16 protein-coding genes are annotated in these 20539 nt (G+C 70.2%); 11 read left to right on the top strand and 5 right to left on the bottom strand.

The features are described 5' to 3' along the window. Window positions 1-75 precede the first annotated feature (75 nt). The gene (locus tag ACG2DA_RS14280) at window positions 76-1602 is read right to left on the bottom strand and encodes a hypothetical protein (protein WP_395256457.1); all 1527 of its coding nucleotides are present in this window, start codon (window positions 1600-1602) and stop codon (window positions 76-78) included. 265 nt (window positions 1603-1867) lie between these two features. On the opposite strand from ACG2DA_RS14280, the gene polA reads away from it, so the two are divergent. The 5 genes from polA to nusB all read left to right on the top strand — a co-directional run bounded on the left by polA (window position 1868) and on the right by nusB (window position 8227). Continuing rightward, on the top strand, window positions 1868-4681 hold the full coding sequence (polA, locus tag ACG2DA_RS14275) for a DNA polymerase I (RefSeq protein WP_395256456.1): 2814 nt from the start codon (window positions 1868-1870) through the stop codon (window positions 4679-4681). A 143-nt stretch (window positions 4682-4824) separates the two neighbouring features. Beyond that, the gene (gene coaE, locus ACG2DA_RS14270) at window positions 4825-5541 is read left to right on the top strand and encodes a dephospho-CoA kinase (RefSeq protein WP_395256455.1); all 717 of its coding nucleotides are present in this window, start codon (window positions 4825-4827) and stop codon (window positions 5539-5541) included. A gap of 242 nt (window positions 5542-5783) precedes the next feature. Continuing rightward, complete coding sequence (gene rho, locus ACG2DA_RS14265; protein WP_395256458.1) at window positions 5784-7097, top strand: transcription termination factor Rho; 1314 nt, start codon at window positions 5784-5786, stop codon at window positions 7095-7097. A 43-nt stretch (window positions 7098-7140) separates the two neighbouring features. Next, entirely contained in the window at window positions 7141-7617 is a 477-nt protein-coding gene (gene ribH, locus ACG2DA_RS14260; protein ID WP_395256454.1) for a 6,7-dimethyl-8-ribityllumazine synthase, read from the top strand. A 109-nt stretch (window positions 7618-7726) separates the two neighbouring features. Next, entirely contained in the window at window positions 7727-8227 is a 501-nt protein-coding gene (nusB, locus tag ACG2DA_RS14255; RefSeq protein WP_395256453.1) for a transcription antitermination factor NusB, read from the top strand. Window positions 8228-8243: 16 nt separating this feature from the next. On the opposite strand, the gene ACG2DA_RS14250 is transcribed toward nusB, so the two are convergent. Together ACG2DA_RS14250 and ACG2DA_RS14245 are read right to left on the bottom strand one after the other, a co-directional pair. Then, window positions 8244-8747, bottom strand: a complete 504-nt coding sequence (locus ACG2DA_RS14250) for a PH domain-containing protein (RefSeq protein WP_395256452.1) — start codon at window positions 8745-8747, stop codon at window positions 8244-8246. After that, a complete protein-coding gene (locus ACG2DA_RS14245; protein ID WP_395256451.1) occupies window positions 8744-10000 on the bottom strand; it encodes a formylglycine-generating enzyme family protein in 1257 nt (418 codons plus the stop codon). The genes ACG2DA_RS14250 and ACG2DA_RS14245 overlap by 4 nt, the downstream gene beginning before the upstream one ends. Before the next feature lie 170 nt (window positions 10001-10170). Between ACG2DA_RS14245 and ACG2DA_RS14240 the strand changes: the two genes are divergently transcribed. After that, the gene (locus tag ACG2DA_RS14240; RefSeq protein WP_395256450.1) at window positions 10171-10806 is read left to right on the top strand and encodes an SIS domain-containing protein; all 636 of its coding nucleotides are present in this window, start codon (window positions 10171-10173) and stop codon (window positions 10804-10806) included. Between the two features lie 73 nt (window positions 10807-10879). Here the strand turns inward: ACG2DA_RS14240 and priA are convergent, their stop codons facing one another. Next, window positions 10880-13360, bottom strand: a complete 2481-nt coding sequence (gene priA / locus ACG2DA_RS14235; protein ID WP_395256449.1) for a primosomal protein N' — start codon at window positions 13358-13360, stop codon at window positions 10880-10882. Between the two features lie 158 nt (window positions 13361-13518). Between priA and nadD the strand changes: the two genes are divergently transcribed. The 5 genes from nadD (at window position 13519) to ACG2DA_RS14210 (ending at window position 18675) form a co-directional block, all read left to right on the top strand. Further along, the gene (nadD, locus tag ACG2DA_RS14230) at window positions 13519-14100 is read left to right on the top strand and encodes a nicotinate-nucleotide adenylyltransferase (protein ID WP_395256448.1); all 582 of its coding nucleotides are present in this window, start codon (window positions 13519-13521) and stop codon (window positions 14098-14100) included. 10 nt (window positions 14101-14110) lie between these two features. Then, window positions 14111-16003 (top strand): molecular chaperone HtpG, encoded by a 1893-nt coding sequence (gene htpG / locus ACG2DA_RS14225; RefSeq protein ID WP_395256447.1) that lies wholly within the window; start codon window positions 14111-14113, stop codon window positions 16001-16003. A 70-nt stretch (window positions 16004-16073) separates the two neighbouring features. Then, window positions 16074-16556: a DinB family protein gene (locus ACG2DA_RS14220; protein ID WP_395256446.1), complete on the top strand. Its 483-nt coding sequence runs from the start codon at window positions 16074-16076 to the stop codon at window positions 16554-16556. A 90-nt stretch (window positions 16557-16646) separates the two neighbouring features. Beyond that, complete coding sequence (locus tag ACG2DA_RS14215) at window positions 16647-17978, top strand: ABC transporter permease (protein ID WP_395256445.1); 1332 nt, start codon at window positions 16647-16649, stop codon at window positions 17976-17978. Next, complete coding sequence (locus ACG2DA_RS14210) at window positions 17971-18675, top strand: ABC transporter ATP-binding protein (RefSeq protein ID WP_395256444.1); 705 nt, start codon at window positions 17971-17973, stop codon at window positions 18673-18675. Before ACG2DA_RS14215 ends, ACG2DA_RS14210 begins: the two co-directional genes overlap by 8 nt. Window positions 18676-18751: 76 nt before the next feature. On the opposite strand, the gene ACG2DA_RS14205 is transcribed toward ACG2DA_RS14210, so the two are convergent. After that, the coding region (locus tag ACG2DA_RS14205; protein WP_395256443.1) for a c-type cytochrome at window positions 18752-20539 on the bottom strand (1788 nt) is incomplete at its 5' end.

Here is a 20539-nt window from a genome sequence, read left to right as displayed (position 1 = left end):
CACCGGCCGACGAACGAAGACGCCCCGGCCGCCTGAGGCGGCCGGGGCGTCCGATTCGTCAGGCGACGGGGCCGCTCAGCGCTGCGGGTCGAACCGGGTGGTGGGCTGCGGGTCGATCTCGCTGCCGCGGCGGCCGCGGTTCGGGTCGAACAGGCCGCTGACCGGCGAAGACGGGTTCGGGTCGACCGTCCGGCCGCGTTCGTTCCGCCCCTGGTATTCCATCTCCTGCCCCGGCACGAAGCGGCGGCTCGCGCTTTGGACGCCCATCGTGTCGAGGAACGTCTTCAGGTTCTTGACGACGATGCCGTTCCGCTCCGCCTGGGAGCGGATCTCTTCCAGGTGCACCCGCATCCGGTCGTAGGCCGCCTTGCGGGCCGGATCGGCGACCTCGGACGGGTCGGGGATTTTGCCGATGACCAGCATCTCCGTGTTCACGTCCAGCGGCTGGTTGACGTTCGGGTCGCCGTCTCCGTCCACCCAGTTGCCCTCGTCGTCGATGTAGACGCTGATTTCGGCGCCGGCGTCCTTGAGGATCCGGTTCAGACGGTCCCGTTCCCCGGCGGTATTGCCGTCGCCGTTCAGGTCGATCATCCCGACGAAAGCGAAGGTGCTCTTACGTCCGGGCGACCAGGCCGGGCTGAAGATCGGGTCGCCGACGGACAGCGGCTCCAGCGTGGTCACCTCCGTGATGCGGGCCTCGGAGATCTGCTCGCCGACGCTCAGCACCTCGATCGAACCCTTCAGGGCGCTGATGTCGCCGCCGGTGGGGCCGACCTGGTCTTTGTCGTAGACGCTGAAGGTCACGCCCGGCCGCAGGTTCTGGCGGCTGCCGAGGTTCAGGTAGACGGTGTCGGTGCTGCGTTGGAGGTTGACGATCTTGCCGTCGGCGGTGGTGAAGCTGCGGGTGTCCCGCTGGGCGAGCTCCCGGTTGAGGCGGAGATTCGTCTCGCGGTAGTCGGCGATCTCGTCCTGCAGTTCGGCCTCGCGGTTGGCCAACTGCTCCCGGACCTCTTCCAGCTCCGCCTTGGTGGCGGCGAGGGCGTCTTCGACTTCCTGCCGGCGAGCCTGTTCGGCCCGGATGCGTTCGTCAGTGGCGGCCTGCACGTCCGCCCGGTCGGCGACGGCGTCGTTGCGGGCGTCGGCGTACTGCTGGCTCTCCTGGCTGTACTTGCTCTCCAGGGCGTTCATCGCCTGACGCTGGGAGGCGTTCGTGATCGCGTACTGGCCGGAGCGGATCCGCTCCGCCTCCAGCAGGGCGTCCAGGTTCTCGACGACCTGGATCAGCGATTGTTCGTTCTGGCCGGTGTTGTAGGCCGCGATCTTGCTGTCCAGATCGCCCAGCACCGTGCCGGCCGCCCGGTCGCCCAGGCCGGTCTCGCTGGCGGTCGTGCCGACGGTCCGCTTGATCTCGGCGAGTTCGTTCCGGAGCGTCTCGTTCACCCGCTGGACGTTCTCTTTTTCCTGCTCGATCGTCGCGTAGCGGACCTGGTTCTGGCTGTCCTGCCGGTAGATGATGAAGGCGGCGACGGACGCGATCAGGGCGACGACCACCGCGATGATCAGCCCCACCTGAAGCCCGGTGGATTTGCCTTGTGCTGCCATGGAACGAGTTCGGGGGGTCGGAGCGGGGCGGGAACGGGCGGAGTCGCCGTATCCTTGATCTTCGGACGGCAACGGCGCCCGTCAAGACGCGGCGCCGTCTGGCCCGCGCCACCGGAACCCGCGGGGGGCGTTCGCCCCGATTCTGTGGAACGCGACGCCGGATCGCGCAGAATCCGCCGCCCCCGCCCGGTTGGGGGGGAGCGGGCGGCTCTCTACCGTGCGTCGCCCCCGCCGCCCGCCTCGCCAACGCCCCGCCCGGGACCAGATGGTCGATCCCGCCCCCCCGTCCGCCAACTCGACCCCCGCAGCGCAGGGGGACGGCGGGAAAAAGCTGCTCTACCTGATCGACACCTACTCGCTGGTGTTTCAGAACTTCCACGGGATTCCGGCGATGACCGGGCCGAAGGGGCAGCCGACGAACGCGGTGTTCGGCTTCACCCGGGACCTGCGGGCCCTGCTCGATAAGAAGCCCTCGCACCTGGTGATGTGCATGGAGGGCGGAAAGACCGAGCGCAGCGAGCAGTTCGCCGACTACAAGGCGACCCGGAAGGAGACCCCGCCGGACCTCGAAACGCAGGTTCCGCTGATTCTCGAGATGGCCGCCGGGCACGGGGTGCCCTGCGTCTCCTTCCCCGGGCAGGAGGCGGACGACGTGATGGCGACCCTCGCCGTCAAAGGCGCCGCAGAGGGTTTCGAGGTCCGGATCGTCACCACCGACAAAGACGCCCGGCAGGTCGTCTCCGAGAAGATCCGGCTCTACAACTGCCGTAGCGGCAAGACGTTGGGGCCGGAAGAGCTGATGGAGGAATGGGGCGTTCGGCCCGATCAGGTCACGGACTTCCAGGGACTGGTGGGAGACTCCTCCGACAATATCCCCGGGGTGCCCAAGGTCGGTCCGAAGGCGGCCACGGAGCTGCTGACGCGCTACGGCACGCTGGAGGGCGTGCTGAAGGCCGCCGAGCCGGGGCCGGACGCGATCGAGAAGAGCCGCGTGCTCAACAAGACGGTGCGGGCGAACCTCGCCGACCCGGAGCACCGGAAAAACGCCGTGCTCTCCAAGCGCTTGGCCACGCTGCGGACGGACCTCGAACTGCCGATGACCTGGGAGGACGCGGCGATCTCCCCGCCGGACCACGACCGGTTGCTCAAGCTGTACACGGAACTCGGCTTCAAGCGGCTTTCGGAGGAGGCCCGGGACAACTCGGAGAACGTTCCCACGCAGGTGGTCGGCGCCGGTGGGTACGTGCGGCGGAAGCGGGGGGAGCAGGACGACGGGGCGAAGCTGAAGGCGATCACGATCGCCACGCCGGAGGCCTTCGACGACTTCCTCGACGAACTCCGGGAGCAGCCGGAGTTCTGCGTGGACCTCGAGACGACCAGCACCGACGCCTCCCGGGCGGACATCGTCGGCTGGGCGGTCTGCTGGCAGGACCACCGGGCCTACTACATCCCCGTGCAGTCGCCGGAGGGGGCCCCGGCCCTCGATCCCGTCGCCGTGCTGGAGGGGATGCGGCCGATCCTCGCCGACCCGAACAAGACGGTTCACAACCAGAACCTGAAATACGACCTGACCGTGCTGCTGCGGGCCGGGGCGGACATCGCCACCGTCGGCGTCGACCCGATGGTGGGCGACTACCTGCTCGCCGCCGGCGAGCGCAGTCACAGCCTGGACGCCCTCGCCCGCCGGCACCTGGACCGCCGCACCACCCCGATCACGGACCTGATCGGGAAGGGCAAGAACCAGAAGTTGATGTTCGAGGTGGAGGTCGAGGACGTGACCGCCTACGCCGCCGAGGACGCGGACGTCGCCTGGCAACTCGCCGGGCTGATGCGGGAGAAGTTGGAGGCGGAGCACCTCTGGGAGCTGTACGAGACCGTCGAGCGCCCCCTCATCCCGGTGCTGGCCCGCATGGAGCACGTTGGCATCGCCCTCGACGTGCCGGAGCTGGAACGGCAGTCGGCGGAGATCACAGAGCGGCTGAACGCGTTGGAGGCGGAGATCCAGGACCTCGCCGGCCGAGAGTTCAACGTCCGCAGCAACAAGCAGCTCCAGGAGATCCTGTTCGACGAACTCGGCCTGCCGGTCGTCAAACGCACCAAAACCGGGCCCAGCACGGACGCGGAGGTGCTGGAAAAGCTGGCTCCCAAGCACCCCCTGCCCGCCAAGGTGCAGGAGTACCGCGGCCTGACGAAGCTCCAGGGTACCTATGTGGACGCCCTGCCGAAGCTCGTGCACCCGGAGACGGGCCGCATCCATTGCAGCTTCAACCAGGTCGTCACCTCGACCGGCCGGTTGAGCAGTTCCGACCCGAACCTGCAGAACATCCCGGTCCGCACGCCCGAGGGCCGTCGGGTGCGGCAGGCGTTCGTCCCGGGCGAGGCGGGCTGGAAGCTGCTGGCGGCGGACTACTCGCAGATCGAACTGCGGTTCCTCGCCCACTACAGCGGCGACCAGGCCCTCGTGGACGCCTTCAACGAGGATCGCGACGTGCACACCGCCGTCGCCGCGGAAATCTTCGGCGTGCCGCTGGACGAGGTGACCTCCGACCAGCGCCGGATCGCCAAGACCACGAACTTCGGCGTGATCTACGGACAGAGCAGCTACGGCCTGTCCTCGACGCTGGGCATCCCGCAGGACGAGGCCCAGGCCTTCATCGACGCCTACCTCGAGACCTACCCCGGCGTCCGCAAGCTGATCGAAAAGACGCTCTCCAACGTCCGCAACAGCGGCTACGCCTACACGATTCTCGGCCGCCGGCGGGAAGTGACGGGAATCCGCCCCCGGTATCAGGGCCAGATGAACCTCGCGGAGCGGACGGCCTTCAACGCGGTCATCCAGGGATCCGCGGCGGACCTCATCAAACTGGCGATGATCGCCGTCGACGACCGACTCCGCCGCGAGAACCGGCCGGCCCGCCTGCTCCTGCAAATCCACGACGAACTGCTGTTCGAGACCCCCCCCGACTTCGTGGACGACCTGTCGGGGCTGGTGACGGAGGAGATGACGAACGCGATGAGTTTGGACGTGCCGCTGCGGGTCGACGTGAACGTGGGGGAGAATTGGCTGGACGCGAAGTAACCGCCCCGCCGATCCAGCGAACCCCGCCCCACGGCCCGATCGGCCGTTGACAGCGTGCGGAGCCGCCGGGACGATGCGCCCGCGCCCGTTTCGGGTTCCCACCCCGCCGCAGCCCGCGGCCTTCCCCTCCCCCGCCCCACCCCGTGTCCACCTCTGCCCCAGGCCCCGTGTTCGGGGTCGTCGGCGGCGTCGGCTCCGGTAAGAGCGCCCTCTGTTCCGCCGTGGCGGAGCGCTGGGGCCTCGCCGTGCTCGACGGCGACGCCGCCGGCCATGCGGCGCTGCGCGAAGACGCGGTGAAGAACGCTCTGCACGACCGCTTCGGGGCGGAAATCTTTCACGCCCGCGGCGACCTCGCCCACCGGGAGATCAACCGCTCCAAGCTCGCGGCGAAGGTCTTCGGTCCCGGCAACGAGGTCGCCCTGAAGGACCTCGAAGCGATCGTGCACCCGGTCATCCGCCGCCGCCTGCTCACAGAGGCCGCGGACTGCTTCGCCTCCGGCTTGGAGGCTGTGCTGCTGGACGCCGCCGTGGCGCTCGAGAGCGGCTGGGCGGAGATCTGCGAGAAGATCGTGTTCGTTGAAGTCCCCCGCACCGAACGGCTCCGCCGCGTCGCCGGCCGGGGCTGGGACGAGGCCGAACTGGACCGCCGCGAAGCCAGCCAGTGGTCTCTGGACCGCAAGCGAGCCGCCGCCGACGCCGTGATCGACAACGGCGGCCCGTTGGCGGACGCCGTCCGCGCCTTTGACGCATTACTGCTCGACTGGTCCGTCGAACCGGCGCCCGGCGCCCCCATCTGCCGAGAACGGCCCGAACTGTTCGCTCCCGCCCGGTCCGTCGCCGCTCCGTCGGCGTTGTCTTGATGTCCGCACCGCATTCCGCCCCTCCCCCCGCGACCGCTATGGCGTCCCCGTCCAGCCCGTCGAAGAAGAAACGCTCCAGCGTCCGCGATCGCATGGCGCGGAGCCAGGCGAAGCTCAACCCGTCCAGCGACACCGCCCCCAGCGCGCTGGCCGCCTCCGTGGACGAGGACGCCGAGCCGACGCCCCCGGCGAATCCCGCCGCGCCGACCTCCGCCGGGACGGAGACGCCGCGGACGCTGTCGATGCTGACCGAGGACGACGAGCCGCCCTCCCTGGGGCCGCGGCCGGCGGAGGAGATTCACATTTCCGAACTCCAGCGGATGAGCATGAAGGAATTGCTCTCCATGGCCGCGGAGGCCGGGCTGGAGGAGTACGGCGGGCTCAAGAAGCAGGACCTGATCTTCAAGATCCTGAAGGAGCGCACCAAGCTCTCCGGCCTGATGTTCGGCGAGGGCACCCTCGAAATCCTGCCGGACGGCTTCGGCTTCCTCCGCAGCCCGGACTACCACTACCTGCCCTGCCCGGACGACATCTACGTGTCGCCCAGTCAGATCCGTCGGTTCGGCCTGAAGACCGGGGCGACCGTCGCCGGGCAGATCCGGCCGCCGAAGGAGAACGAGCGCTACTTCGCCCTGCTGCGGGTCGAAGCGGTCGGCGGAAAGGATCCGGCGACGGTGCACGGGATGGTGCCCTTCGACGACCTCACCCCCCTGCACCCGGACGAGCGGCTCAAGCTCTCCGCCGACGCCAAGCAGCTCAGCACCCGGGTGGTCGACCTGGTCGCGCCGATCGGACTGGGGCAGCGGGGCTTGATCGTCAGCCCCCCGCGGGCCGGCAAGACGGTGCTCCTCCAGCAACTCGCCCAGGCGACGCTCGCCGGACACCCGGACGCCTACGTGATCGTCCTGCTGATCGACGAACGGCCGGAAGAGGTCACGGAGATGGAGCGCCAGGTGAAGGGCCGCCACTGCGAGGTGGTCTCCAGCACCTTCGACGAGCCGCCCAGCCGGCACATTCAGGTCTCCGAGATGGTGATCGAGAAGGCCAAACGGCTGGTGGAGTTCGGGCAGGACGTGGTGATCTTCCTCGACTCCATCACCCGCCTGGCCCGCGCCTGGAACACTGAGACGCCCCACAGCGGCAAGGTGCTCACCGGCGGCGTGGACGCCGGCGCCCTCCAGCACCCCAAACGCTTCTTCGGCGCCGCCCGCAACGTCGAGGAGGGCGGCAGCCTGACGATCATCGCCACCGCCCTGATCGACACCGGCTCCAAGATGGACGAGGTGATCTTCGAGGAGTTCAAAGGCACCGGCAACACGGAGCTGCACCTGGACCGCAAGCTGGTCGAGAAGCGCATCTGGCCGGCGATCGACGTGAACAAGTCCGGCACCCGCCGGGAGGAGTTGCTCCGCGAGGACGACGAGCAGCGTCAGGTGGACCGCCTGCGGCGAACCCTCTCCGGCATGAACCCGGCCGACGCCATGGACATGCTGGTCGGCCGCCTCGCCAAGGCGAAGAGCAACGACGAGTTCCTCAACGGCATGTCGCTGAGTTGACGCCGCCCCCGCCGCCGTCTCCGGCCGCCCTTCTTTCACACGCATGACCGAACACGACGCCCCCCCCACCCTGCCCGGCGGCAAGTACGCCGTCGCCTGCGCCCGCTGGAACCCGCTGATCACGGACCGCCTGCTGGAGGGAGCCCTCGGCACGCTGCGGCGGCTGGGGGCGGACGAGGACGCGCTGACGGTCATGCGGGTGCCGGGGACGTTCGAGCTGGGCGCCGTCTGCCACGAACTTGCCAAGAGCGGCCGGTTCGACGCGGTGTTGGGCCTCGGCTGCGTGGTCAAGGGGGAGACGGAGCACGACCGGTTCATCAACGCCTCGGTCGCCTCCAGCTTTCAGGCGAGCGGCCGCGAAACCGGCGTGCCGGTGCTGTTCGGGGTGGTGACGACGAACGATTTCGAACAGGCGCTGAGCCGCGCCGGCGGCAAACACGGCAACAAGGGCAGCGAGACGGCGGCCGCCGCCGTTGAAACGGCGGGGCTGCTGCGTAGCATCCGGGCCGGGGCGGGCTGAGCCGCGGTCCGTCCCCCGCCGTGCCGCCCCTCTGATCAGGTCTCGCGGACGCCCCCGGTCTCTTCTCTGCGGCAGGTCGCCCGCCGCCCTCCGCGACGGTTCTTCACCTATGCCCCGCCGCCGCCATCCGGATCGAACGGCCACTCGCGGCGTCGGCCGCGCCGCCCGTGAGATCGTCCTTCAACTGTTATTCGAGGCGGACCTCAACCCCGCCCTCGACCCCAGCGACGCCAAGGCGGCGCTGGAGGAACGGACGGAGGACGTCGAACTCCGCCGCCGCGCCTGGCGCCTGTTCGCGCAGGTCATGGAGGTGCGGGAGGATCTGGACGCCCGCCTGTCCGGTGTGGCCCGCAACTGGTCGCTGAAGCGGATGGCCGCCACCGACCGCAACGCCCTGCGGCTCGGCCTGTTCGAATTGCTGCACACCGACCTGCCGCCCAAGATCGTGCTGAACGAGGCGATCGAACTCGCCCGCACCTACGGCGACAAAAACAGCCCGCAGTTCGTCAACGGCCTGCTGGACCGCCTCCTGCCGGACGCCAAGCGGCCCGAGTCGCCCGCCGCCAGCGAGGAAGTCCCCGCGTCCGGCGACGAATCGCCCGCCGGCTGAGCGTCTCGCCCGGGTGTCAGGCGCGGGCCGGACGGGCCGCGATCCGGGCGGCGGCGGCGTCCACCGAGGCCCGGGCCCCCTTCATCTCCGCCAGCCGGGCGGCGAAGTTCTCCACGTGCGGCACGCCCCGGACCGTCAGCAGGCGGGCGCCGGAGCGGTCCCGCAGCGTCAGGTCGCCGGCCCGGAACCAACGGCTCCCGCTCGGCACGTCCACCTCGGCGTCGGCCACGTCGGCGAGCTCCGCGGCGTCCACCTGCCGACCGGTCAGGCTCGTCTCGACGATCAGCCGGCGATCGGTCAGTCGGTATTTCAGTCCGAACGCCTTCTGCCAGAAGTAGATCGCCGCCCCCAGCGGGGCGAGCGGCAGCCCGAGGATCCACTGCGACAGCGTCGCCGGCCCGAGCTTGATCGGGACGCAGTTCAGCGCCCGGCCGAGCAGTCGCCCGGCGGCCGTCGCGGAGACGCCGGGGTAAGCCACCAGCACGTCCCGCTCGGGGGAGGTCTCCGCGAGGACCGTCACGTGCCGGCGCCCTCGCTGATGAGCGGCAGCGGGTCGCCGCCGGGGGAGCCGTCGACGGTCAAGCGGAAGACGCAGCGGAAGCCGACCTGTTCGACCCCCTCCAGACTGTCCCGCTCGACCCGGCGATCCGCCGTCCAGCCGTCGCCCAGCCCCCGCACCGTCTTCGTGCCCCCGGCCCCGCTGCCGCGGTCCGGGTTGCGGTAGATGCCGGAGGCGTCCGGCCTTTCGCCCCGCAGCGGGTCCTCGGCGAAGCTCTGCACCGTCCATTCCCCGGCGTTGCCGGCGAGATCGTGCACCCCGAACGGGCTGCGGTCCATGCGGAAGCTCATCACCGGATCAATCTGTCCAAACTCCCGGGCGCGGCCGAACACCGGCTGGGCGTTGCCCCAGGGGTAGCGGAAGTCGTCGTCGCCGCGGGCGGCCCGCACCCACTCCGCCTCCGTCGGCAGGTCCCGGCCGACCCACCTGGCGTACAGGTAGGCGCTGCGCCAGGGCAATCCCAACGCAGGCAGGTCGGGGTCGGCGTCGAGGTTCGTCGGCGGCGGGGTGCGTTCGTCCGTCGCCTCCATGAAGAGGCGGTACTGACCGACCGTCACCTCGTGCTGATCCATATAGAAGGCGCTGACGAACGCCCGCGGCCGGGCGTCGCCCTCGTCGGCGGAACCAAGCCGCACGATCCCCGCGGGGATCAGGCAGACGGTCATGCCGTCCTGTTCGTCTCGCATCCGCCGCGGCAGCCCGCCGGGGCCGACGCCGCCCGAAGGCAGCGCCGTGAAGCCCTCCGGCGTGGCGCCGGTCCAGTCGCCGCCGGGCGGTTCGGGAAGCGACGCGACCTTGAATCGGCCGTTCGCCCCGCTCGTTTCCTCGAGCGCCGTGGCGGAGACGGCGTCCTCCGGACCGCGGACGGCGCCGGTGAGGACGAAGTTCGCCGGCTCCGGCCGCGGTTCGCCGTCCGCCCGCAGGGGGGAAAGGAATTCGTACCGTGCGGCGCCCTCCGGCAGGGCCCGCAGGACGCGGGGGTTCGACGTCGACCGATTCGACCGCGGGCGGGCGGAGGCGGAGCCGGTCGACGGCCGTGCGGGCGCCGCGGGGCCCGGAACCGCCGGGGCCGCGTTAACGGCGGGGTTGGCGACCGGGGCGACCGGCTCGGCCACGGTACTCGGCGCGTCGCCCCCGCAACCGCAGGCTCCCAGGCCGAGCAGCAGCACGGCCGGCGCGACGCGGCGGTGGCGGTCGGGGAAAGGAAGCGTCATTCTAGGCGATCGTACAGCCCTTCCCGCGGCGCCGTCCACCGGCGCGGTCCCCCTCCGCCGTCGGCGCCGGGGCTTTCTGCGGAATCGCCCTTCCGCCGGCCGCCGCCTCTGTGCGACAACGTCGGAACCTCTTCTCAGTAACTCCCGGCCCCCGCCCGCAGGACCGCGCGATGATGTTCGGCGCCCACGTCTCCCCGCGCGATTACCTCGCCCGCATCAGCGAAGTGCAGGCCGCGCTCGACCTGTCCGAGACCGAGGCCCTCGCCGACGCCGTGCATCGGGCCTACGAAAACGGCAACTTCGTCTTCATCTGCGGCAACGGCGGCAGCGGCTCGAACGCCAGCCACCTCTGCGAGGACCTCGGCAAGAGCAGCCTGACCCGCGACAAGTTCACGGACGACTCCGTGAAGCGGCTCAAGGTGCTCAGCCTGACCGACAACACCCCTTACATCCTCGCCTGGGGCAACGACGAGGGCTTCGACCGCGTCTTCGTCGAGCAGCTCAAGAACCTCGCCTCCCCCGGCGACGTGCTGATCGCCATCAGCGGCTCCGGCAACTCGCCCAACATTCTGAACGCCGTCGAGTGGGCGAACCGGAAGGGCCTGGAAACCTTCGGCATCACCGGCTTCACCGGCGGGAAGCTGCGGGTGATGGCGCAGAACGGCATCCACGTCCCCTGCGACGACATGGGAATCGTCGAATGCCTGCACCTTCAACTGTTCCACTGGGTGCTGGACGATCTGCACGGCCGCATCAACCAAGTCGGCCGCTACGCCCCCGCCCAGCCGCTGCGGAAGGCCGCGTAGAGCGGCTCCAGCGTCAATGGCATCGTAACGCCGAGGCCCTGCGGGGCCTCGGCGTTACGCTTTGTATAAGGGCTCAACGCATGTTGAGCGGGTCCATATCGACGACGTATTCGACGTCTCCGGCGGTGGGAAAGTCCGGTTCGACGGTCCGCCAGAGGAGCCGCACGTCGGCGGGGTTCTCGGCGCTGAGTTGGAAGTGGAACCGCCAGTTCTTCTGGAGGCGGGCCACGGCGCAGGGGGCCGGGCCGAGGATCTGCACCGGCAAGTTCTTCGTCTTCGCAGCGGCGGTGAGGGCGTTCGCCATCTCGTTCGCCCGCCGCTTCACCGCGGCCTCGTCCGGACCGCGGAGGATCACCCGGCAGAGCCGACGGTAGGGCGGGTAGCTCATGTCCCAACGGTCGCGCAGTTCGTCCGCGACAAAGCCTAGGTAGTCGTGCCCCGCCGCCCGGCGGATGGCCGGCTCGGCCGGGTTGCTGCTTTGCACGTAGACCCGCCCGCCGCGGGAGCTGCGGCCGGTGCGGCCGGCGACCTGGGCGATGAGCTGAAACGTCCGCTCGCCGGCCCGGGGGTCGGGCTGGTGGAGTTGGGTATCCGCGTCGACCACGCCGACGAGGGTCACGTTCGGGAAGTCGAGCCCTTTGGCGATCATCTGCGTGCCCAGCAGGATGTCAATTTCGCCCTCGCGGAACCGCGTCAGCACCTTGTCATGACTGCCAGGCTTGCGCATGGAGTCGCTGTCCATCCGGGCGATCTCCGCCTCCGGGAACACCTGCCGGACTTCCTCTTCCAGCTTCTGCGTGCCGACGCCGACGTACTTCAGTTCGTGGGCGCCGCAGCCGGGGCAGGCCCGGGGGACGGTCTGTTCATGGTCGCAGGAGTGGCAGACGGCCCGGCCCTTGTCGCGGTGCCAGGTGAGGGAAACGTCGCAATCCGGACACTTCAGGCTCGCCCCGCAGGCCCGGCACCAGACCGCCGGGCTGAACCCGCGGAGGTTCAGGAACAGGATCACCTGCCCGCCGTCCTCAATCGCCGCCTTGACTGCATTCGTGAGCTGCCGGCCGATTGCCCGGCCCTTTCGCACCTGCGGGTCGTTCCGCACGTCCACCGTGACCACCGGCGGCAACGGCAGCTTGCCGACCCGGCGGAGCAGCGAAAGCAGCCGATACCGCCCCTCCTGGGCCGCGTGCCAGCTCTCCAGTGTGGGCGTCGCGGAGCCGAGCACCAGCGGCACGCCGGCTTCCTGGCAGCGTTTTTCCGCCACCTCCCGGGCGTGGTAGCGGGGCACGCTGTCCTGCTTGAACGTGGATTCGTGCTCCTCGTCGATGATGACGAGCCCGAGGTGCGGTGTCGGAGCGAAGATCGCGCTGCGGGCCCCGACGACGACCTCGACTCGGCCGGCGGCGATGTCCCGCCAGTGCTTGCTGCGTTCGGCGTCGGAGAGATGGCTGTGCAGCACCGCGACCCGCTCGAACCGCTGGCGGAAGCGGCGGATCGTCTGCGGGGTCAGGGCGATTTCCGGCACCAGCACGATCGCCTGCCGGCCGTATTCGACCACCTCCTTGATCGCCCGGATGTAGACCTCCGTCTTGCCGCTGCCGGTCACGCCGTGCAGCAGGAAGGTGGCGTACTCCCGCTCCCGCAGGGCGGCGAGGATCGCGTCGAGAGCGGCCTGCTGCTCGTCGGTCGCGGTCAGCTCGGTCCAGGGTTCGATCTTCACGTCGTCGAACTCGGTCACGTCTGTTCGCTGCCTGACCTGCTCGGCGAAGCCCTTGTGCTTCAGGCCGGTGACCACGCCCACGCCGCAGTCGGCCTTGCCGGCGAGATAGTCCGCCCGGACGGGCTCCCCGGCGTCGATCATCGCCGCCATCACCGCCCGCTGCTTTTTGGTGAGGCTGCCGGCGTCCAGCGCCGCCCGGCCGGTCGCGGTGGGCTTGTAGAAGACGAGTTGGCGCGTGCCGGCGTTTCGCTTCACCCCCGCCGGGACGATCGACGAGAGCACCTGCCCCCAGCCGCAGAGGTAGTACTCGGCAATCCAGCGGGAGAGCTCCAACATCTTGCCGTCGACCAGCGGGGCCTCGTCCAGCGTGCGGTCGATCGTCTTCAGCCGCTCCGGCTTCGCGCCGCGCTCCTTCGCGTACTCCTCCACCGGGCGGACGGCGACGACGAAGCCGCTCTCGCTCCGCCCGCCCCGCAGGCCGCGGCCGAAGGGGACCCGCACCCGGCGGCCGGGGACGATCTCGTCCCGCAGGCTCTCCGGCACGAGGTACGAGTAGGCGTCCATCAGCGGCTTGTTCAGCACCACGTCCGCGACGACCCGGTCCTCCGCGGCGGCGGTCTCCCAGGCCATCGCGGCGCCGGCGGCGATCTCCTCGGCCGTCGGCTCCGGCGGATCGAACAGCGCCCCCTGCTCTTTCCCTGATTCTTGCTCGGCGGGCGAGCCGGGGGCGTCGGCCCCCGGAGCGTGCGGCGGGGGCGGCTCCATACGTTCCATCTTGGCGGCCGCGGCCCGGGTCGAAAGCGTCCCGGTCGGAAGCGTGACGGTGCGGGCGACCATGCGGGGACCTCGGTGAACGGTTGGGCAAGCCGTACGACGAGGAATAGTGTACGCATTGCCACATTGCCCGCAACCCGCCCGCGGCACGGTTGACGGAACCGCCCGGGCTGTCAGGATTTCGGTTTCTCGTCCCCCGCGTCCGTCGCCCCGAGAGCGTTATGAAAATCGGTTTGTTCGGCGGCACGTTCGACCCGGTGCACCTCGGGCATTTGCTGCTCGCGGAGCAGTGTCGGGAGGAGTTGGAACTGGACGAGGTTCGCTTCCTGCCGGCCGCCTCGAACCCGCTGAAGGAGACGGGCCCGGTCGCCGACGGTCCGCAGCGCTGCGAGATGGTGCAGTTTGCGATCAGCGGGAACCCGGCGTTCTCGGTCGATCGGCGGGAGGTGAAGCGGGGCGGGCCGAGCTTCGCCGTGGAGACCCTCGCCGAGGTCGCCGCGGAGAACCCCGAAGCGGAGCTGTTCTTCCTGATGGGGGCCGACGCCCTCTCGGACCTGCCGAATTGGAAGGAGCCGGAGCGCGTCTTGGAACTGGCGACGGTCGTCGCCGTGAACCGGGGGGACGTGCCGGCGGTCGTGCCGGACGGGGTGAACGCCGACCGCGTCCGCTTCGTGGCGATGCCGGCCTGCGACGTCTCCGCCACCGAGTTGCGGCGCCGGGCCGCCGAGGGGCTGAGTCTGCGATACCGCACCCCGGCGGCGGTGATCGCGTATCTGCACGACAAATATCTCTATCGCATCTGATCGCTCGACCATGGCCGAAACGCACGCTTTCCAGTCCGACATCGCCAAGCTGCTGCGATTGCTGTCGCAGAGCCTGTACCAGAACCGCGAGGTGGCGATCCGCGAGTTGGTCTCCAACGCCAGCGACGCCCTCGACAAGTACCGCCTGCTGAGCTTGCGGGAGGAGGGCCTGCCGGCGGCGGAGGATCTGCAGATCACCGTCACCCCGGACGCCGCCGCGGGCACGCTGACGATTGCCGACAACGGCGTGGGCATGACCCACGACGACCTGATCGAGAACCTCGGCACGATCGCCCGCAGCGGGACGGAAGGGTTTTCAAAGGGTCTGGAGGGGGCGGACGCGGACTCCCTCATCGGGCAGTTCGGCGTCGGCTTCTACGCCGCCTTCATGCTGGCGGAGACGGTCGAGGTGCGGACCCGCCATTACTCCGAGGAACGCGGCTGGCGCTGGACCAGCGCCGGGACCGGGTCGTTCACCATTGACGAACTGACCGGCGACGCCGCCCCGCCGGAGCGCGGCACGGAGATCGTCCTGCACCTCCGGGACGACGCGAAGGACTTCACCGACCCGCAGCGGGTCGAGTACGTCCTGAAGAAGTACAGCAGCTTCGTGCCGCACCCGATCCACCTGGCGGGGGCCGACGGGGAGACGCTGCACGTCAACGACCAGCCGCCCGTCTGGGTGGAGCCGAAGGGCAGCGTCACCGCGGAGCAGCACCGGCAGTTCTTCGGCTACCTCTCCGGACAGGTCGGCGGGAACCCGCTGTGGAACCTGCACCTCTCGCTCGATTCGCCGCTGGAGATCAAGTCGATCCTGTACTGCCCGCCGCTCAACCCGGAGCGGATGGGCCTCGGCCGGGCGGAGCACGGCCTGCACCTGTGCGCCCGCCGGGTGCTGGTTCAGAGCGACTGCGACGACCTGCTGCCGGAGTACCTGCGGTTCCTGTACGGCCTGGTCGACAGCAGCGACCTGCCGCTGAACGTCTCCCGGCAGGCCCTCCAGGACGACACGGTCTTCCTCAAGATCCGCAAGGTGCTCACCAGCAAGGTGCTCGGTCACCTCGCCAAGCTGGCCGAGAGCGAACCGAAGACCTACGCGGAGTTCTACGAGCAATTCGGCTCCACCCTGCGGGAGGGCGTGGCGACCGATCCGTTGAACCGGGAGAAGATCGCGGACCTGCTCCGCTTCCGTACGATCGAGAATCCAGGCGAGCCGTCCGGGCTGAAGGCGTACGTCGAGGGGATGAAGGAGGGGCAGACGCAAATCTTCCACGTCGGCGGTCGCGACGCCGAAGCCGTCAAACGCCGGCCGACGCTGGAGGCGTTCACCGCCCGCGGACTCGACGTGTTGTTGCTGACCGATCCGGTGGACGAGATCGTGCTCAACACCCTCGGCGAGTACGATGGTAAGCAGTTCGTCTCCGTGGAGAGCGCCGAGGCCGACCTGCCCCCGCTGCCGGAGAGCGAGGACGAGAAGGACGACCGCCCCGAACCGGCCGCCCCGGCCGGGCTGGAGGCGGTGCTGGGCCTGTTCCGCGACGCCCTCGGCGAGGAGACGGAGGAGATCCGTCAGACGGACAAACTGACCGGCAGCCCCTGCCGCCTCGTCACCCCCGGCGGCGGCCTCTCGCCCCAACTGCAAAGCGTGCTGGGGGCCAACGATAAGAACTTCAAGCCGCCCAAACGCATCCTCGAGGTGAACCCCCGCCACCCGCTGATCCGCCGGCTGGCGGACCTGTCGGTCAACGACCAGAACGGGGAGTTCATCAAGACCTGCGGCCGTCAGCTGTTCGACAACGCCCTGCTGATGAGCGGGATGGTGCCCGACCCGACGGAACTCGCCTCCCGGGCCGAGCAGTTCATGGCCGAGGCCGCCGGGGCGAAATCGAGCGTGATTTTGTAGGGTCCGCTCCGCGGACCGTTTACTCCACATCGCGGACCGAGAGAAACGGTCCGCACAGCGGACCCTACGCATGCACACCGATCTCGCCGCCCACCTCGCCTGGAGCCTGCGCGGCGGGCGCGCCCACTGCGGCGTGGAGCGGGCGTTCGGCGAGGTCGATCCCGACGCGCAGGGGCGGCTGATTGATTGGTTCGACCACTCCCTCTGGCAACTGCTGGAACACCTGCGGATCGCCCAGCGGGACCTGATCGACTACAGCGAGACGCCGGGCCACGTCTCGCCGCCGCACCCCGACGGCTACTGGCCGCAGCGGCCGGAGCCGCCGGACGAAGGGGCTTACGACGCCGCCCTCGCCCGCTTCCTCGCCGATCGGGAGGAGCTGTGCGGGCTGCTGGGCGAGCGCGACCTGCTGACCTCGTTCCCTCACGCCGGCGGGCCGGACGGCGAGCCGCACACCTGGCTGCGGACCGCGACGATCGCCCTCGACCATCAGGCGTATCACATCGGGCAGGCGGTCGCGGTGCGGAAGGCGCTCGGCTGCTGGGCCGATTAGCGGCCCCGGCGAGTTGTTCCCCGGGCCGCGGCGTCTACCCTTCCCGGCCCCCGGCGACCCTGTCCCCCACCCATCGAGCGCCCCGCCCGCGTGTTCGGCTTCGCGTTTCGCAACCTGCTGAGCCGACCGGCCCGCTCCGCGCTGGCCCTGGCCGGATTGACCGTGGCGATCGCCGGAATGGTCGGCCTCTTCGGGGTGAAAGGCGGCCTGGAGGCCGCCGCCCAGGACGCCTTCGGCAAGGTGGACGGCCTCACCGCGATCCAGCCCGGCGCCCCGGTGCCGCTGCTCTCCCGGCTGCCGGCGAATTGGGAATCGAAGATCGCCGCCGTCTCCGGCGTGCAGACGGTCGTCACGGACGTCTGGAACCGGGCGAACGTGATCGAGGGCGAAACCGTCGTCTCTCCCCCGCGATTTCTGCTCGGCACCAGCATCGTGGAGCGGGGCGAACTGCGCAACGGCGTCTACCGCGAGGCCCTGACCGCCGGGCGCTTCCTCAACCAGTCCGACGTCGGCACCACGAACGTCTACGTCGCCGCCCCCATCCTGGAGGAGCACGGCAAGCGGGTGGGCGACACGCTGACGATCGACGGCATCGAATGCAAAATCGTCGGGGCCTACGAGGTCGGCAGCCTGTTCCTCGACGCTGCGATCCTGATGGACCTGTCCACGATGCGGCAGGTCACCCGGTTCGATCCGAACACCGTCTCGAACTACTACATCGAGGGCGACCCCGGCGTCGCCCCGGCCGAACTGAAGGCCCGCATCCTCGACGCCCTGCGGGACGAACGCACCACCGACTGGCGGCCCTCCAGCCTGGCCCTGATCGGGCAGGAGGGACCGTCCTTCTCTTCGCTGTTCGACTCCCTCGACGCCGCCGTCCGCGGCGAACGTCCCCCCGCCCCGCCGACCCCCGCCGAGCCGGCGCCGCAACCCGCCGCGGAACCGTCCCCCGCCGACGGCGAGCGGCGGGACCCGGTCGAACTGCGGACGATGGACGAGTGGCTCGAACAGTTCGACAGCTTCACCGCGGACCTCGACCTGTTCCTCCAGATCCTCGGGGCGACCGGCGTGCTGATCGCCGTCTTCGGGGTGGTGAACACGATGCTGATGAGCGTTTCCGAACGCATCATCGAGTTCGGCATCCTCAAGGCGAACGGCTGGGGCAAGCGGGACGTGCTCCAGCTGATCTGCTCCGAAAGCCTGATCCTCGGCGTGATCGGCGGCGTGCTGGGGGCAGCGGTCGGCTGGGCGGCCACGGAAATCCTCAACGCGACTTTCCCAGACCGCCTGAACCTCTACGCCGGGCCCGGTTTGCTGAGTTTCGCCGTGGTCTTCAGCACCGTCGTCGGCACCCTCGGCGGTCTCTACCCGGCCCTCTGGGCGATGCGAATGCAACCGATGGACGCGATCCGCCGTGGCTGAGCCCGCCCTGACCGATTCCGCCCCCCGCCCCGGCGCCATCGCCCTGCGCGACGTCGTCAAGACCCACCGCCGCGGTCAAACCGAGGTGCACGCTCTGCGGGGCGTGACCGCGGAGATCCCCGCCGGGTCGTTCGCCTTTTTGCTCGGGCCGTCCGGCAGCGGGAAGAGTTCCCTGCTCTACCTGATGGGCGGGCTGGACGACCTCACCGGCGGGGAGATTGAGATCGACGGCCGTCCGCTGTCCAGTTTTTCGGAGTCGGAGCGGGACGCCTTCCGGCGGGAACGGGTCGGGTTCATCTTTCAGGCGTTCAACCTGCTGGGGAACCTCGACGCGGTCGACAACGTGCTCGTCCCGTTCCTCCCCCGCGGCGTGTCGACCGAACTGCGGGAGCGGGCTGTGAGCCTGCTGAACCAGGTCGGACTGGGCGACCGGCTGGATCACCGGCCGCACCAGCTCTCCGGCGGCGAACAGCAGCGGGTGGCGATCGCCCGAGCCCTGTTGAAGAACCCGCAGATCGTGCTCGCCGACGAGCCCACCGGCGAACTGGACAGCGAAACCGGGGCGGAGATCTTCGCCGAACTCCGCCGCCTGCACGCTGCCGGCGGGACGACGGTCGTCGTCGTGACCCACGACCGGGGACTGGTGACGGAGGGCGACCTCGTCTTCCAGATCCGCGACGGCCGGATCGTCTCGTAGGGTCCGCTGTGCGGACCGTGTCTCCGGATCTCGCTCCCAGGGCGCAGCCGCGACGCCGCGGTCCGCGCAGCGGACCCTACTCCACCGGGCCGTCGCCGCGGAGGTAGGCGACGAGGTCGCGGACCTGCTGCGTGGACAGCGGGTTGAGCAGCCCGTCCGGCATCATGGAGGTGTCGCTCTCCGTGCGGTCGATCACCGAGGCCGTCGGCACGACGACCTCCCCGTCGGCGGTGGCGAGGGTGATCGCGGCGTCCGTCTCCGCCTGGATCAGGCCGGTCAGCACGCGGCCGTCCTCCGTCAGCAGCACGGTCGGGCGGTAGTCCTTCGCCATCACCGCGGAGGGGGCGACGATGTTGGAGAGCAGATAGTCCAGGTCACGGCGGTTCGAGCCGGTCAGGCCGGGGCCGACCTTGCCGCCTTCGCCGAACAACTCGTGACACTGCCCGCAGGTCTTCGTGAACAGGGCCTTGCCGGCGACGCGATCGGGCGCCACGTCGCTGCTGTTGTTTCCGGAATGGAGCTTCCGCTTGTACTGCTCGATGAGCTGGGCCCGCTCCTCGTCCGTCTCCGCGACGGTCCCCCACACCTCGGCCAGCCGGGCGGTGAGGGCCTCGTCGCCGAGGTTCCGCAGCTGCCGGGCGAGGTCGGCGGTCAGGTCCGCGGAGGGAATCTCGCCGTCGGCGATCGCGTTCAGCAGGGCCTCGGCCCCGGCCGGGCGGGAGACGAGCACGGACAGCGCCGCCCGGCGACCGGCCGCGTCGAAACGCGGGTAATACTGCCGCAGAAACGGCGGGTTCTCCGGACTGTCCGCGCGGCCGAGGCCGCGGATCAGGTCGGCCGTCAGCGGGGCGGCCGGTTCGGCGGAGATCAGCCGGCGGAGGAAGATTGCCAGATCGTCCGACGGCACGTCCAGCAGATCGGCCAGCGCGGCCCGGCGCCGTTCGACGGACGCCGCCGCGTCCGTCACCGTCGCTCGGCGTTCCTCCCCCGCGGCCGGATTGCCGAACCGATAGTCGAAGCCGCTGGCCCGGTCCCGCACGGTTTCGTTCGTGCTGGCCCGCAGGGCGGCGACGGCCTCCGCCCAGCCGGCGGGGCGTTCCACCCGCCGGCCGGCGATCGCTCCGGACAGGCCCGCCAGCGCCTCCAGCGCCCGGCCGTCCTGCCCCGCGGCGGCGGCCTCCGCCGCGGCGGAGACGAGGGCCTCCCGGGACTGCGGCGTGCCGAGTTCGCCCACCCGGCGGAGCGTCAGCCGGCGGACCGTCGGCAGCTCCCCGGCCAGCGCGACCTTCAGCGCCCCCTCGGGGTTCGCCGGGACGAGCGGTTCGAAGGCGTACCAGGTCATCAGCGGCAGGTTGTGATCGCCGGCGTCCTCCCCGCGGGACAGCAGGGCCGCCAGCAGGTCGCCCCGCTCCTCCACCGGGAGGCGTTGGGCGAGCGACGCCAACTCCAACCGCACCGGCGCGGCCGGGTCGGTCTTCGCCATCTGCACGAGCGCATCCAACCGGTCGCCGAACGCCGGCAGCGGGGGCAGCTCGCCGATCGCCCGCGGCACGCCGGCGCTCATCGGCAGGGCCGGCCGGGACTGGGCGACGAGGCGCACGCCCCACAGCCGCACGTTTGGATCGCCGTCGGCAAGGGCGGCGTCGAGATGTTCGTTCGTCAGCGTCGCCGTCGCCGCGGCGGCCCACAGGCCGCGCAGGCGGGTCAGCGGATCGGCGTCGCCGAGCAGCGGGGCGAGCAGATCCCCCGTCCGCGGATCGTTCCGCTCCTGCAGCGCCCGGCGAGCGTGCCGCCGGTGCCAGACGTTCGGGTGCGTGAGGAGTTGGACCAACTCCTCAGTTGTTTCCGGTAACGCCGAGGCCCC

The sequence above is a fragment of the Alienimonas sp. DA493 genome (assembly GCF_043951915.1).
In the GTDB taxonomy this organism is placed as follows: Bacteria; Planctomycetota; Planctomycetia; order Planctomycetales; family Planctomycetaceae; genus Alienimonas.
The sequence above is the reverse complement of the archived record's forward strand: the minus strand, read 5'-3'. Positions and strand labels throughout refer to the sequence as shown.